Origin of the sequence: Dactylosporangium sp. NBC_01737 (assembly GCF_035963215.1) — a bacterium.
GTDB lineage: Bacteria > Actinomycetota > Actinomycetes > Mycobacteriales > Micromonosporaceae > Dactylosporangium.
The window spans coordinates 11,581,722-11,595,388 of sequence record NZ_CP109153.1; the positions used below are offsets into that span (position 1 = coordinate 11,581,722).

The 13,667-nt window shown below is 72.4% G+C and carries 15 protein-coding genes; 6 read left to right on the forward strand and 9 right to left on the reverse strand.

Annotated elements, in window-relative coordinates:
- Positions 1-37: 37 nt before the first annotated feature.
- From OHA72_RS53375 to OHA72_RS53395, 5 genes are read right to left on the reverse strand one after another with little or no spacing between them, the layout of a single operon-like run.
- On the reverse strand, positions 38-862 hold the full coding sequence (locus OHA72_RS53375) for an SDR family oxidoreductase (RefSeq protein ID WP_327003781.1): 825 nt from the start codon (positions 860-862) through the stop codon (positions 38-40).
- Complete coding sequence (locus tag OHA72_RS53380) at positions 859-1,989, reverse strand: M20/M25/M40 family metallo-hydrolase (RefSeq protein ID WP_327003782.1); 1,131 nt, start codon at positions 1,987-1,989, stop codon at positions 859-861. The genes OHA72_RS53375 and OHA72_RS53380 overlap by 4 nt, the downstream gene beginning before the upstream one ends.
- A complete protein-coding gene (locus tag OHA72_RS53385; RefSeq protein ID WP_327003783.1) occupies positions 1,982-2,839 on the reverse strand; it encodes a [LysW]-aminoadipate kinase in 858 nt (285 codons plus the stop codon). Before OHA72_RS53385 ends, OHA72_RS53380 begins: the two co-directional genes overlap by 8 nt.
- Positions 2,840-2,889: 50 nt before the next feature.
- The gene (gene argC / locus OHA72_RS53390; protein WP_327003784.1) at positions 2,890-3,870 is read right to left on the reverse strand and encodes an N-acetyl-gamma-glutamyl-phosphate reductase; all 981 of its coding nucleotides are present in this window, start codon (positions 3,868-3,870) and stop codon (positions 2,890-2,892) included.
- A 37-nt stretch (positions 3,871-3,907) separates the two neighbouring features.
- The gene (locus tag OHA72_RS53395) at positions 3,908-4,087 is read right to left on the reverse strand and encodes a lysine biosynthesis protein LysW (RefSeq protein ID WP_327003785.1); all 180 of its coding nucleotides are present in this window, start codon (positions 4,085-4,087) and stop codon (positions 3,908-3,910) included.
- A gap of 362 nt (positions 4,088-4,449) precedes the next feature.
- Between OHA72_RS53395 and OHA72_RS53400 the strand changes: the two genes are divergently transcribed.
- The 6 genes from OHA72_RS53400 (at position 4,450) to OHA72_RS53425 (ending at position 10,505) form a co-directional block, all read left to right on the forward strand.
- Positions 4,450-5,805 carry a DegT/DnrJ/EryC1/StrS family aminotransferase gene (locus OHA72_RS53400; RefSeq protein WP_327003786.1) on the forward strand — a complete coding sequence of 452 codons (1,356 nt, stop codon included), beginning with the start codon at positions 4,450-4,452 and terminating at the stop codon, positions 5,803-5,805.
- 49 nt (positions 5,806-5,854) lie between these two features.
- Entirely contained in the window at positions 5,855-6,742 is an 888-nt protein-coding gene (locus tag OHA72_RS53405) for a transketolase (RefSeq protein WP_327003787.1), read from the forward strand.
- Complete coding sequence (locus tag OHA72_RS53410) at positions 6,739-7,752, forward strand: transketolase family protein (RefSeq protein WP_327003788.1); 1,014 nt, start codon at positions 6,739-6,741, stop codon at positions 7,750-7,752. Before OHA72_RS53405 ends, OHA72_RS53410 begins: the two co-directional genes overlap by 4 nt.
- Positions 7,753-7,757: 5 nt before the next feature.
- The gene (locus tag OHA72_RS53415; RefSeq protein ID WP_327003789.1) at positions 7,758-8,030 is read left to right on the forward strand and encodes an acyl carrier protein; all 273 of its coding nucleotides are present in this window, start codon (positions 7,758-7,760) and stop codon (positions 8,028-8,030) included.
- A gap of 47 nt (positions 8,031-8,077) precedes the next feature.
- Positions 8,078-9,283: an acyltransferase family protein gene (locus OHA72_RS53420; protein ID WP_327003790.1), complete on the forward strand. Its 1,206-nt coding sequence runs from the start codon at positions 8,078-8,080 to the stop codon at positions 9,281-9,283.
- 106 nt (positions 9,284-9,389) lie between these two features.
- Positions 9,390-10,505, forward strand: coding sequence for a winged helix DNA-binding domain-containing protein (locus tag OHA72_RS53425; protein ID WP_327003791.1), 1,116 nt, complete (start codon positions 9,390-9,392; stop codon positions 10,503-10,505).
- A gap of 3 nt (positions 10,506-10,508) precedes the next feature.
- On the opposite strand, the gene OHA72_RS53430 is transcribed toward OHA72_RS53425, so the two are convergent.
- From OHA72_RS53430 to OHA72_RS65320, 4 genes are all read right to left on the reverse strand, one after another.
- Positions 10,509-11,036: a DinB family protein gene (locus OHA72_RS53430; protein ID WP_327003792.1), complete on the reverse strand. Its 528-nt coding sequence runs from the start codon at positions 11,034-11,036 to the stop codon at positions 10,509-10,511.
- Between the two features lie 90 nt (positions 11,037-11,126).
- Positions 11,127-11,510, reverse strand: coding sequence for a PaaI family thioesterase (locus tag OHA72_RS53435; RefSeq protein ID WP_327003793.1), 384 nt, complete (start codon positions 11,508-11,510; stop codon positions 11,127-11,129).
- Between the two features lie 43 nt (positions 11,511-11,553).
- A complete protein-coding gene (locus tag OHA72_RS53440; RefSeq protein WP_327003794.1) occupies positions 11,554-12,027 on the reverse strand; it encodes a hypothetical protein in 474 nt (157 codons plus the stop codon).
- 182 nt (positions 12,028-12,209) lie between these two features.
- On the reverse strand, positions 12,210-13,619 hold the full coding sequence (locus OHA72_RS65320; protein ID WP_442788784.1) for a condensation domain-containing protein: 1,410 nt from the start codon (positions 13,617-13,619) through the stop codon (positions 12,210-12,212).
- Positions 13,620-13,667: the final 48 nt, after the last annotated feature.

Consider the following 13,667-nt stretch of genomic DNA (forward strand, 5'->3'; position numbering starts at 1 on the left):
TGTCCGTCGAGGTGTCCGTGTGCTTCGGGGTGCCGGTTCAGCGGGCGGTGAAGCCGCCGTCGACCACCAGCTCGGTGCCGGTGACGCCGCCGGAGTTCGGGCTCGCCAGCCACAGGCAGGCGGCGGACACCTCGGCGGCGGTGACCAGCCGGCCGATCGCGTGCAGGGACGCGGACTTCACCTCGTAGTCGTCCAGTGCGGACCCGAGGGCCTCGGCGACCGCGCGGGTGCTGCGGGTGCCCAGCTCGGCGTCGTCGGCGACGGTGCTCGGGCAGACGGCGTTGGCGCGCACGCCGTGCCGGCCGTACTCCAGCGCGATCGACTTGGTCAGCCCGATCACGCCGTGCTTGGAGGCGACGTAGTTGGCGTACATCTCGAAGGCGACCTTGCCGCCGGTCGACGCGGTGTTCACGATCCGCCCGCCGCCCTGCCCGACCATGTGCGGCAGCACCGACCGGCAGCACCGCCAGGTGCCGCTGAGGTTGACGTCCAGCGCCAGCTGCCACTGCTCCTCGGTCAGCTCGTGCGCGCGGACCCCACCCGGGCCGAGCACGCCGGCGTTGTTGAGCAGCACGTCGATCCGGCCGAACTCGTCGAGGCCCTCGTCGACCACCTTGTCCACATTGGACTGGTCGCGGACGTCGGCGACACCGGTCAGCACCCGGCTGCCGAAGCGCCGGCACGAGTCGGCGGTCTCCTCCAGCTCGCGCCGCCCGGACATCGGGTAGGGCCCGGCGTCCGGATCGCAGTGGTCGACCAGGATCAGATCGGCGCCCTCGCGGGCGAAGGTCAGCGCGTGGGAGCGACCCAGCGCCCGGGCCGCGCCAGTGATCAGGGCGACGTTCCCGTCGAGCAACATCATGCCTCCAGTGGATTGGACCCGGCCAGTGCCGGTTCGAGCGCCGGCTGGAGCGGGCGGGACGTCACCCCGGCGAGCTGCCGGCCGAGCCGGGGCAGGGCGCACGTGAGGACGTCGATCGCGCGGTACAGCTCGCTGATCGGGATGTGTTCGTCGGTCGTGTGGTCCAGGTGGGCGTCCCCGGGCCCGTACGCGGCCATCGGCACGCCCCACGGGTCGAGGGTGTTCATGTCGGAGGTGCCGGCCTTGCGCTTGAACGTCGGGCGGGCACCCTGCGCGGCGATCGCCGCGCGCAGCTGGCTCACCACGGGATCCGACCGGGTCCGGGTCACCCCGGGCACCCGCTCGTCCACCCAGATCCGGCTGTGCGTGCGGCTGCGGGCGAAACGCTCCAGGGCCGCGAAGTCGAAGCCGGGCGGCACCCGGCAGGTCAGGAACGCCTCGGCGTCGGCGAGGTCGCCGCAGAGCCGGGTGAGGGTGCCGGCGGCGACGCCGAACGCGACCGGGTCCGGGTCATGCTCCGCCGACAGCCCCCGCAGGTAGTCCTGCACGTCGTGGGCGAAGCGGGCGGCGCGTTCCACCGCGGTCGGCTCCGGGCTGCTGGTGTGCAGCGGCGGCTGGTGCATCTCGTACCCGAGGCCGATGCGCCCTTTGTAACCCAGGCAGACCCCGTCCCAGCCACTCGGCTCGCCGATCACCACGGCCGCCGGGCGGGGCACGGTGTCCATCACGTGCCGGGCGCCGCGCCCACCGGCAACCTCCTCGCCGACCGCGCCGACGACGTGGACCCGCACCTCGCTGCTGCGCGCCGCGGCGCAGATCATCGTGACGAAGGAGCCCTTGGCGTCCACCGAGCCGCGGCCGTACAGCAGGTCACCGACCTGGCAGACCGGCACGTACCCGGGAACGGTGTCGATGTGGCCGAGCAGCATCACGGTGGGTCCGCCGCTGGGGCCGATCACGCCGTGCACGTTGCCGACCTCGTCGACGTGCGCGTCGAAGCCCAGTGTGTCCAGCTGCTCGGCCAGGAACCCCGCGAGCGGCAGTTCCTGCCCGGACACCGACGGGATGCTCAGTGCGGCGCGCAGCAGCCACGCCGGGTAGTCCTCGATCTGCTGCCGGTCAAGCATCCCGGTCCCCTTCGCTGACGAAGGTTCCGGTCCCTTCGAGGGCCTGCCGGATCGGCTGTGCCTGCTGTGCGGAGGCGATGGCGACCTGCTCGACGGTCCGGCTGGCCCGCAGCCCGGCGCGGACCTTGTGCCGCATCCGCCCTTGCACGATGTCGCCCTCCAGGTGCTCCGGGCCGACCTCCGCGAGCTTCGTCGAGGGGTCGGCGGGGTCCGCGAGCACCCCGCTCACGTCGGTGAGCAGCACCAGCGCCGAGGCGTCCAGGGCCACGGCGAGCCGGGCCGCGGTCTCATCGGCGTCGACGTTGAGCAGGTGTCCCTCGGCGTCGCTGGCAGGCGGCGACACCACGGGGACGTCGCCGTGCTCCAGCACCGCCTGGACCGAGGTCGGGTCGACCCGCTCGATCTGGCCGGAGCGGTCGTCGCGGATCAACACGGTCCGCCCGTCCTGCACGGACCGGATCGCCGGCTTGCGCTTCGCGGTCAGCATCTCACCGTCGGCGCCGCTGAGGCCGACCGCGCGGGCGCCGCGCGCCCGCAGGCCGCTGACCAGTTCCGGCTTCACCTGCCCGAGCAGGGCCATGGTGATGACCTCGAGCATCGGCTCGTCGGTGCGACGGCTGTGCGTGCCGTCCGGCGACCGGATCACCTCGCGCTCCACGCCGAGCTGGTCGGCCAGCTCGTCGGCGGCGGCGCCACCGCCGTGCACCAGCACCGTCGGCAGGCCGGCGGCGGCCAGCTCCGCGACCTCGTCCAGCACCGCGGCGGGGTCGGACCCGCCGCCGATCTTGACCACGATCACCCCGTCGGGGATCGAGCCACCCGCCCGGTCCCGACTGTTGTCCTGTGCCATGTTGCCCACTCACCTCCCGTCATGTCCGTGTCCGTCCCGGCCTGCGGCGGTCAGGAGGGATGCAGGCCCGGGAACTCCAGTCCTGCGTCCTCGGGCAGGCCGCGGGCCACGTTCAGGCTCTGCACGCCACCGCCGGCGGCGCCCTTGACCAGGTTGTCCAGCGCGGCCACCACGACGATGCGGCCGCCGTCCTCGTCGACCGCGCAGCCGACGTCGGTGAAGTTGGTGCCCGACAGGAACTGCGGGTCCGGCATCCGGTGCACGCCGCGGCTGCGGGCCACCACCCGGACGAACGGGCGGTCGCGGTACTCCTGCTGCAGCACCCGCAGCACGTCCCGCCTGGTGACCGGCTCCGGCGGCGTGACGTGGCAGATCACCTGCACGCCGCGCACCGCCGGGACGGCCGTCACGGTCATCCGCGGCCGTACTCCGGCGAGCGCGGCGATCTCGGTCTCGTGCCGGTGCCCGGTGGGTCGGTAGACCCGGAAGGCGTGCCCGCGCTCCGCGTGGTGCGAGGCGGGTCCCGGCTCGGCGCCGGAGCCCGACGAGCCGGTCCGGGCGTCCACCACGACGTCGCCGGAGACCAGGCCGGCCCGCTGCAGCGGGGCCAGGGCGAGCACGGCGGCGGTCGCCATGCACCCGGGGACGCTGATGCGTGCAGCGCCGGGAAGCTCGTCGGCGTACAGCTCGGGCAGCCCGGTCCGGTAGATCTCACCGGACGCCGAGCCGGCGCCGAAGCGGAAGTCCGGGCTCAGATCGACGATCGTCCCGGCGACCTCCGCGACGCCCGCCTCCACCTCGGCGGAGGCTCCCGACGGCAGCGCCAGGAAGGCGGTGTCCACCGGGCTCAGGTCCTGCGGCGGCTGAAAGGTCAGCCCGAGATGGTGCAGGTTCGGGTGCACCTCCGCGACGGGGCGGCCGGCGTGCCGTCGCGAGACGGCCTGCACCAGGTCGAGCTCGGGGTGGGTGTGCACCAGGCGGAGCAACTCCCCGCCGGTGTATCCGGCCGCGCCGAGAACACTCACCTTCACCGGACAGCTCCTTCCAGCTCGTGGTCGTCGTGTCCGGTTACTCGCCCCAGTCCTCTTCGACCTCGGGGGCCAGCGCGAGGACCACGGGCCCGGTCGCCACCACTTCGAGCTCGCTCGAACAGTGCTGGCAGATCACGATCTCGGCGACCATCAGTTCGTCGGAAACAGGGACGGCACCCGCACACTCGGGGCACTGCACAGTCACAGCAACAGTCATAGTTGCCTCCAGCAGATTGTGTGATTACTGTCTGTCCAACACTGCAGAAGCTAACACATGCTTCACGAGTGCACACCTCGGGAGACCATCTCTTCCCGATGCCCAACAGATCAGTGCCGATCATTGGAGCCGACGGTCGCGGGAATGGATCGGTGCGCGGAAAGTGCTGCTACACAAGGCTTTTGGCGCATCCGTACGACACGTGCGGACCGTGAAGATCGAGTTGCGGACGCCCTCGACCAGGACAATGCTGGCCGTCGAGGCTATGTTGTCAAGGCAGCAATACTGCACTAGTGACACAAACAGTCTACATTTTGTCTGTCGAGTGTCTGCGCGAATCGCCCGCCCGGAGGTGCACACCCATGTCTGAGACGACCCGCACCGCGAGCCGTCCACCGGCTGCCCGTGCCGACGGGCAGCTGGCCCTGCTCGGCGGCCCCAGGGCCGTGCCCAAGGACAGCGCCGGTGGCGTCTGGCCGATCGTCACCGAGGCCGATGAGCAGGCGGTGCTCCGGGTCCTGCGCAGCGGGCAGCTCAACGCCGCCTCGCCCGGCGAGCCGGAGGTCGGCCGGCTGGAGGCGTCATGGGCCCAGGCCACCGGGGTGCGCCACTGCGTCGCCGTCGCCTCCGGCACCGCCGCGCTGCACGTCGCCCTGCGCGCGTGCGGCATCGGCCCCGGCGACGAGGTGATCGTCCCGGCCCTGACCATGAACGCGACCGCCCACGCCGTGCACGCGGCGGGCGGCACAGCGGTGTTCGCCGACATCGAGCCGGACACCTACACGTACACGATGGACCCGCACTCCACCGCCGAGGCCGCCGGCCCGCGCACCGCGGCGCTGCTGCCGGTGCACCTGCACGGCCTGCCCGCGGACATGCACGCGCTGAACCGGCTGGCCGCCCGGCTGGACGTCCCGGTCGTCGAGGACGCCGCCCAGGCGCACGGCACGCAGCTGGACGGCGAGCGGGCCGGCGCGCTCGGCACCGCCGGCTGCTTCAGCCTGCACCCTCACAAGAACCTGCCGACCTGCGGCGAGGGCGGGCTCGTCACCACCGACGACGACGGCCTGCACGAGCAGCTCGTGCGGCTGCGCAACTTCGGCGAGCTGGCACCGACCGGCGCGCGCACGTACATCTCCCACCGCACCGCGCTCAACGCCCGCATGGCGCCGGTCGCGGCCGCGTTCACCCGCTCCCAGCTGGCGCGCTTCCACGACGACACCCGCCGGCGCGAGCCCGGCATCCGCGCCTTCCTGGACCGGCTGGAGCAGCTGCCCGGGCTGCACGTGCCGCGGGCACCCGCCGGCCGCACGCACTCCTGGCACATCCTGCGCCTGATGCCCGAGCCGGAGGAGCTCGGCCTGGACCCGGAGCACCGCGCCGGGCTGCGCGCTGCCCTGCACCGGGCGCTGCGCGCCGAGGGCGTGCCGGTCTCCCAGTGGCAGGTCGCGCCGCTGCCCGCGCACCCCGCGTTCCGGCCGGCCGGGCTGTCCGAGGACGCCGCGCTGGACCGGGTGGCCGAGCGCTTCCCGGTGACCGCCGACGTCGTGGACGGCTCGCTGTGCCTGCAGCGCCGGCACCTGGACCCCGACGCCGGGCCGCTGCTGCAGCGCTACGCCGACGCCTTCGAGAAGGTCTGGCAGCACTTCGACCTCATCCGCCGGATGGCCGGCTCCCGGCCCGCCCCGGGCTGGCGGGAGGTGCTGCGCCGAGGCTGACCCGCCCGACCCGACCCAGCCCGACATCCCACCTCGAAGGGAGCCAGACATGGCCGTGCCGACCACGACAGGCCCGCCGCACTCCCCCGCGGCAACGCTCGAACCGGCACAGGACCCGGCGGCCTCAGACCCGGCGGCTTCAGACCCGGCGCTGGACGCGGCGTCCATGGCCAGGCGCATCCGGCAGGACATCATCCGGATGGCCGGCGGGCCCGAGGGCGCGCACGCCGGCGGCAGCCTGTCCTGCGCCGACCTCATGGCCGTGCTGCACGCGGAACTGCTGCGCCCGGGCGACTCCTTCGTGCTCAGCAAGGGCCATGCCGCGCCCGCGCTGTACAGCGCGCTGAGCCAGCTCGGCCGCTTCCCGGCGGACGAGCTGGACGGTTACGCCCAGCCCGGCAGCCGGCTGTTCGGGCACCCGCGGTACGACCTGCCCGGCGTCGAGTTCGCCACCGGCTCGCTGGGCCACGGGCTCGGCCTCTCCGTGGGTCTCGCACTCGCCGAGCAGCTGCGCGGCGGCGACCGGCGCGTGTACACCGTCCTCGGCGACGGCGAGCTGCAGGAAGGCAGCGTCTGGGAGGCCGCGCTGCTGGCCGGCCACCGCAGGCTGCCGGGCCTCGTCGCGGCCGTGGACCGCAACGGGCTGCAGATCACCGGCCGCACCGAGGAGACCGTCGGACTGGAGCCCCTCGACGCCAAGTTCGAGGCCTTCGGGTGGCAGGCACGCGCCGTCGACGGGCACGACCTGCCGGCGCTGCGCGAGGCGCTGCTGCCGTCCGCGGACGGGCCGGTCGTCGTGATCGCCCGGACCGTGAAGGGCCGCGGGGTGCCGTTCCTGGAGCAGCGGGTCGCCGGGCACTACGCCAAGCTCAAGCCGGCGCTGGTGCAGCGCGCCCTCGCCGCGATCGGCCGGCCCCCGGCGGGAGGTGCGTCGTGACCGCCGTGGCCGAAACCGCCGAGGCCGTCCTCGGCCCGGATCCCCGCACGGCGTACCGCGAGGCGCTGCTGGAGCTGGCCGCCGCCGACCCGCGGGTGATCTGCCTGGACTCCGACACCGGCGGCCTGGAGGACACGTTCGCCGAGCAGTTCCCCGACCAGTACGTCAACATCGGCATCGCCGAGGCGAACCTGATGACGGTGGCCGCAGGGCTCGCCAGCCGCGGCTTCATCCCGTACGTGCACACCATGGCGACCTTCGCCACCATGCGCGCGGCGGAGTTCCTGAAGCTCGACGTGGTCGGCAACCGGCTGCCGGTGCGGGTGATCGCCACGCACGGCGGGCTGTCCGCCGCGCACTTCGGCACCACCCACTTCGCGCTGGAGGACCTGGCCGTCGCCCGCGCGCTGGCGGAGCTGGCGGTCGTCGTCCCGGGCGACGGGCGCCAGATCGGCGCCGCCACCCGGCAGCTGCACGAGCTGCCCGGCCCCGCGTACCTGCGGCTGGGCCGCTCGGCCACGCCGGTGCCGCCGGGCCCGGCGCCCGACTTCCGGCTCGGCCGTGCCAGGGTCCTGCGCGACGGCACCGACGTCACGATCGTGGCGACCGGTCCGCTGCCGCTGCTGTTCGCGCTCGAGGCCGCCGACGACCTCGCCGGCGACGGCATCGCCGCGCAGGTCCTGGAGCTGCACACGCTGCACCCGCTGGACCGTGACGGGCTCCTCGCGGGCTGCCGCGGCCGCGCCGGGGTGGTGACGGTGGAGGAGCACCGGCCGCAGGGCGGCATGGGCGACGCCGCCGCCGAGGTGGCGTCGGCCGACCTGGCCGTGCCGATGCGGCGGCTCGCGGTGCGGGGCACCCCCGGCGCCCGCGTGGCCAGCCAGCGCGACGCCCTCGCCGCGCACGGGGTGAGCACCGCCGCGGTGGTGGACGCCGCACGGCAGCTGCTCGCCCACGACCAGAACGAGCGACCGGCGCGCCATGGGGCCGCCGCCACGAGGACGAGGTGATGACGATGGCCACCACGGCCCTGATCCACGACGAGGACCGCATCCAGTACGTGCGGAGCGTGTTCCGCCGGGTGCTCAAGCTCGACCGTGAGGTGTCCCCCGACGACGACTTCTTCGCCCTCGGCGGCACGTCACTGACGGCCATGGAGGTGATCGACCTGATCGACGCCGAGCAGGGCCGGCGCCTGCCGGTGCGCAACTTCTACCAGGCGACCGTGGTCCGCGAACTGGCCGGCGAGCTCGCGCCCGCCGCCGAGACCGGTGGAGGTGCGAAGTGACACCGAGAACCGGAACCCCCATCGAGGCGAGAGTCGGAGGTAGTGAGGTGGCAACAACCGTACAAGCCCCCGTAGGGCCGGTCACCGAGGCGGAGCGGCGCAAGGAGAAGCTGCACTCCCTCACCGGCCTGCGGTTCATCGCGGCGTTCCTCGTCGTGCTCTGCCACGTCGGCATCAACCTGCTGCCGAACGTCGCCAAGGACCAGGTCTTCCTGATCCACGTCTTCTACGGCTTCGGCTCCGTCGGGGTGTCGTTCTTCTTCATCCTGAGCGGTTTCGTGCTGACCTGGGTCGCCCGGGAGAGCGACACAGTGCCGCAGTTCTGGCGCCGGCGGTTCTTCAAGATCTACCCCAACCATCTGGTGACGCTGCTCGCCGCGGTGCTGCTCGCGGTCACCTTTGCGCAGGCGCTGTCGACCCGCGACACCCTGGCCACGCTGTTCCTGGTGCACGCCTGGATCCCCGACCAGCAGCTGCTGTTCAACCTGTGGAACAACACGCCCACCTGGTCGCTGTCCTGTGAGCTGCTGTTCTACCTGGCCTTCCCGATGGTGCTGAACCTGCTGCGCCGGGTGCGCCCCGAGCGGCTCTGGCGCGGCTTCTGGTTCACGTTCGCCGCGATCGTCGCCGTGCCCTTCGTGGCGCTGCTGCTGCCCGCCGGCGGGACCCACCGCGGCACCGGCCTGCCCTGGCTGCACATGTGGTTCATGACGTTCTTCCCGCCGGTGCGGATGCTGGAGTTCGTGCTGGGCATGTTCACCGCGCTGATCGTCATCAACGGCCGCTGGGTGAAGCGCTGGCCGCTGCCCGTGGCGCTGTCCGTCGCCGCCGTCGGTGCCGTCGCCGCCGGTGGCGCCACCCCGCCCATCGCCGGTTTCGTGATGGTGTCCGCCCTGCCGCTCGTCTTCCTGGTGGGTGCCGCCGCCAATCGCGACATCAACGGCACCGGCAGCTCGCTCGGCAGCCGGCCGATGATCTTCCTCGGTGAGATCTCCTTCGCGCTGTACCTGGTGCACTGGCTCGTCGTGGTCTACGGCTGGATCGGCCGGCACTCCCCGACCTGGGGTGCGAACCCGGCCGACGCACCCACCACGTGGGGCACCGTGCTCACGTATGCGGGGCTGACGATCGTCACCAGCCTCGTGCTCGCCTGGGCGCTGTACACGTTCGTGGAGCGGCCCATCATGCGACGGTGGAGCCGTCCCGCCTCGAAGCGCGACACCCTGGAGGCCAGGACGGCCGACACGGGCTGAGCGCGGATGCGACGAAGCTCCCGCCCCGTGCGGCGGGAGCTTCGTCGCGTCTGCTGCCGGGTATGTGGACTCGGTATAGGGTGAGATTGACTGCAAAGGGGGCGACGTGAAAGTCACCTGGAAACAGGTCGCCACTTGGCGCATGCAGCGCCAATACGTGGACCCGCGCACGAAGCGCAGCGCCAGCGAGATCGTCGCAAGACTGTGTGGTGTGCAGGCGCAGGTGTGGAGCGCCGCCGAGCTGGCCGTCGCGCTGCGCCAGACGACACCCGACGGCGACGCCGTGGACCGCGACGTCGCCGACCTCACGCTGATGAAGACCTGGGCGATGCGCGGCACGCTGCACCTGCTGCGCCCGCAGGACGCCGGCGCCTTCCTGTCGCTGATGGCGGACGCGGGCAGCTGGCTCAAGCCGTCCTGGACGAAGGCGTCCGGCGTCAGCCCGAAGCAGGTCGACGAGCTGACCGATGAGGTCGCCGCAATCCTGGAGGACGGCGCCGAGCTGACCCGCGACCAGCTGGTCACCAAGCTCATCGCCGACAAGCGGTTCAAGAGCATGGAGGAGCGGCTGCGGTCCGGCTGGGGCTCGGTGCTCAAGCCCCTGGCCTGGCGGGGCGCCCTGTGCCACGGCGTCAACCAGGGCAACAAGATCACGTTCACGTCGCCGGCGAAGAAGTTCGGATCCGACTGGAAGGGCATCCCGGAGCCCGACGACGCCGCCCGCACCGCGATCGCGGCCTACCTGGGCGCCTACGGTCCCGCCCCGATGGACACCTTCGACCGCTGGCTGACGCTCAACAGCACCAGCAAGCCGAAGCTGCGCAGGTGGTTCGCGGACCTGGAGGACAAGCTCACCGAGGTCGACGTCGAGGGCCGCAAGGCGCTGATCCTGACCGAGCACGCCGACGAGCTCGCCGACGCCGCGCAGTGCTCGGGGATCAAGCTGCTCGGCCACTTCGACCAGTACGTCCTCGGCCCTGGCACGAAGGACGAGGTGCTGGTGGAGCCGAAGCACCGCACGAAGGTGAGCCGCGCCGCCGGCTGGATCTCCCCGATCGTCGTGGTCGACGGCAAGGTCGAGGCGGTGTGGGAGATCGACGGCAAGGAGCTCGTCGTCACCCCGTTCGACGGCGTCACGCTGCCGGTGAAGGACCTGCAGAAGGAGGCCACGCACGTCGGCAAGGCCAACGGCGTGAGCGGGCTGAAGGTCCGCGTCGCCTGAGCGTCAGGAGAAGTTGGCGCGGTACAGGTCACGCAGCAGGCAGATCTCCGCGCCGTGGTGCATGACCTCGCGGTTGACGTGCAGCATCAGGGTCGCCATCGGCCGCTTCGCCCACTCGCCCTCGGCCTCGCCGATCGAGCGGGCAAGCGCCGCGCCGTCTAGGCCGGCCACGGCGTCACGCCAACCACGGTAGTGCCGCTCCAGGGTGGCGACGGCGTCCTCGGCGGTGACCGGCAGCCGCGCGGTGTCCATGGTCAGCGAGCCGTCGCCGAAGTGGGCGCTGCTGCGGATGCCGAGCACGTGGAAGGCGACGTGGGTCATGCGCCACGCGATCGTGGTCACCGGCGGCGGATCGGGGACCTCGCCCATCCCGTCGAGGGTGGCCTTGCCGTCGGCGGCGGTCCGCAGCGACCAGCAGTCCTTCACCGGCTCCCAGAAGTACTCGTCGTCGGTGAGGCCGGCCAGTCTGGGCGCCAGGTGCATCTGCCAGTAGAGGTCGAGCTGGTCGACCACTTCGGCGCGCCAGATCATCCGCGGCTCCCGTCGGTTGAGGACGATGACTCAGATGTCTGCACCATAGAACGGCGGCCGCGGGGTCGGTGCCGGTTCCCTCGAACGGGATCAGCGCAGGTTCTGCAGCCGGACCTGGCCCCGGGCGACGAGGTTGCCCGCGGCGTCGAGGGTCTCCACCGTCCAGACCTGCTGGGTGGCGCCGCGGTGCACCGGCACCGCCGTCGAGGTGAGCCGGCCGTTGGCCGCGGTCACCGGCGCGTAGAAGTCGGTGGCGTTGCTGACGCCGACCACGGTGCCCTTGTCGCCGAGCCAGCGGTCGGCGGCAACGCTCGCGACGGACTCGACGACCGCGCAGTGCACCCCGCCGTGCAGGATCCCGTGCGGCTGCAGCAGGTCACTGCGGGCCGACCAGGCCGCGACCACCTGGTCCGGACCGACCTGCTCGAACTGCAGACCGAGATGCTCGATGTAGGGTCCAAGTTGCTGCGTCATGGCTTCAGTATCCCAGTGTCTGCATGACTCTGCAGGTCCACGATCAGGTGTCGAAGAACTCCAGCACGCCGTTGCGGCGCAGCCGGTCCACCCACGCCTGGGCGGTGTAGCGGGGGACGTCGAAGTGCCGGGCGAGCTGGCCGACGCTGCCGGTGCGGCGCAGCTCCGCGGCCACCAGCTCGGGGTCGGGCATGCGCCGGTAGGGCCGGTCGGGCTTGGCGCGGCGGGCGGGCGGCTGCTGCTCCTCGGCGGCGGCGGGCGTGCCGCTGAGGACGGTCGCGGCGACGGCGCTGCTCAGCGAGCGGGCCAGCATGTCGAAGTCGATCGACCGGGCGGCGTTGGTCGGCAGGGCGCCGCCTTCGGGCGCCATCACGGACAGCTCGACGACCTGCGCCTCGAGATTCTGGTTGATCCGGACGCGGGCGGTGATGGTGGCGGGCATCTTGTCGCCGTCCGGGCTCTCAGCCACGATCTTGACCGTGTAGTGCGTTTCAACGTACTCCTGATCGCTATTCATGGAGACCGCCTTTATTCTGTTGCGCTCCCCGGCGTTCCGAGGAAAAAGTGCGTGTCGGGTGCCGCCGAGTGGCGCAGCCACCCAGGCAATACTATACTGCGTCGAATCTTGAACGAGGTCACCCGTCGAGTGACGCTCCGAAGACGACGCGCGCCGACGCGAGGAAGTCTGCGACCGGACACTCACGCAGCGTGACGCACTCCGTCCAGGTCGCCGATCGGGGTGCGGGGCGCGCCCGCCACCGCCGCGATGATCTCCAGCACCTGGTCGATGCGCTGGTAGCCGGACGCGTGGTCCCACAGGTCCGTGTTCAGTTCCAGCATCGCCGACAGCCCGGACGGGCGCAGCAGCCCGTGGAAGGCCATGTCGTAGCGGGCCGTGCCGTGGGAGATGAACCGGTACTCGCAGCCCAGCCCCGCGAAGCTGGCCGGCATCCACGATTCCAGCTGCAGCTCGCAGGTGACCTGGTAGATCGGGTGCATCCCGGTGACCCGCTGCGGCGCGACGGTCTGCACGATGTCGGCGAACGGCGCCTGCTGGTGCTCGTAGGCGCGCAGCACGGCCGCACCGACCCGCTGCACCAGTTCGTCGAAGCGCGGGTTGCCCGACAGGTCCAGGCGGATCGGGATCACGTTGAGGAAGCAGCCGACCAGTTGCTCGGCGCCGCGCTGGGTACGGTTCGCGGTGGGGATGCCGATCACGATGTCGTCCTGGCCGCTGAGCCGGTGCAGCAGCACCGAGACCGCGGCGCAGAACACCGTGAACGGCGTGGTGCGCCCAGCGGTCGCCAGCTCCCGCAGCGCGCCGGCCGCGGCGGTGGACACGGGCCGCTCCAGGAACTCGCCCCGGAAGCGCGCCCGGTCGCCGCGCGGATGGTCGGTGGCCAGCCGCAGCGCCGACGCGCCGGCCAGCTCGCGGGCCCAGAACCGGCGCAGCCGCTCCCCCTCGGGACCGTCCAGCAGGTCCTGCTCGGCGCGCGCCAGGGTGGCGAAGTCGACCTCGTGGCGGGGCAGGACCGGCGCCCGCCCGGCGGCCCGGGCCTCGTACGCGGTGCTCAACCCCTGCATCAGCAGCGTCATCGACACCTCGTCGGTGACCAGGTGGTGGAACAGCAGCTGCACCTGATGCCGGTCCGGTTCGAGCCGGACGATCCGGGCCTGCAGCAGCGGCCCGCGGGTGATGTCGAACCCGGTGTACGCGATCTCGTGTTCGAGCCGCTCCCGCTCCGCCTCGCGCCCGGAGGGGTCCAGGCCGGTCAGGTCGTGCACCGGCACGTCGATCCCGGCGTGCGGCTGGATGCGCTGCACCGGCCGGCCGTCGACCTCGACGAACGTGCCGCGCAGGCCCGGCTGGTGCGCGACCACGTCGTTGACGGCGGCGGCGAACGCGTCCGGCCGCAGCGGCCCGGTCAGGTCCAGCACCAGCGGGATGGTGTGGGTCAGTGAGCCCGGGTCGGCCTGCTCGGCCAGCCACAGCTGGCGCTGCCCTGACAGCAGCGGCACGTCCACCGCGACGTCGGGTGCGCCGGCGACGGCGGGCTCCTCGGAGGCCGGCTCCTCTGCCTCCGGCAGCCCGGCCACCAGCTCCAGCATGCCGTCGATCTCCGGGTTGGCGGCGCGCACGGCGGCGGTCAGCTCGGC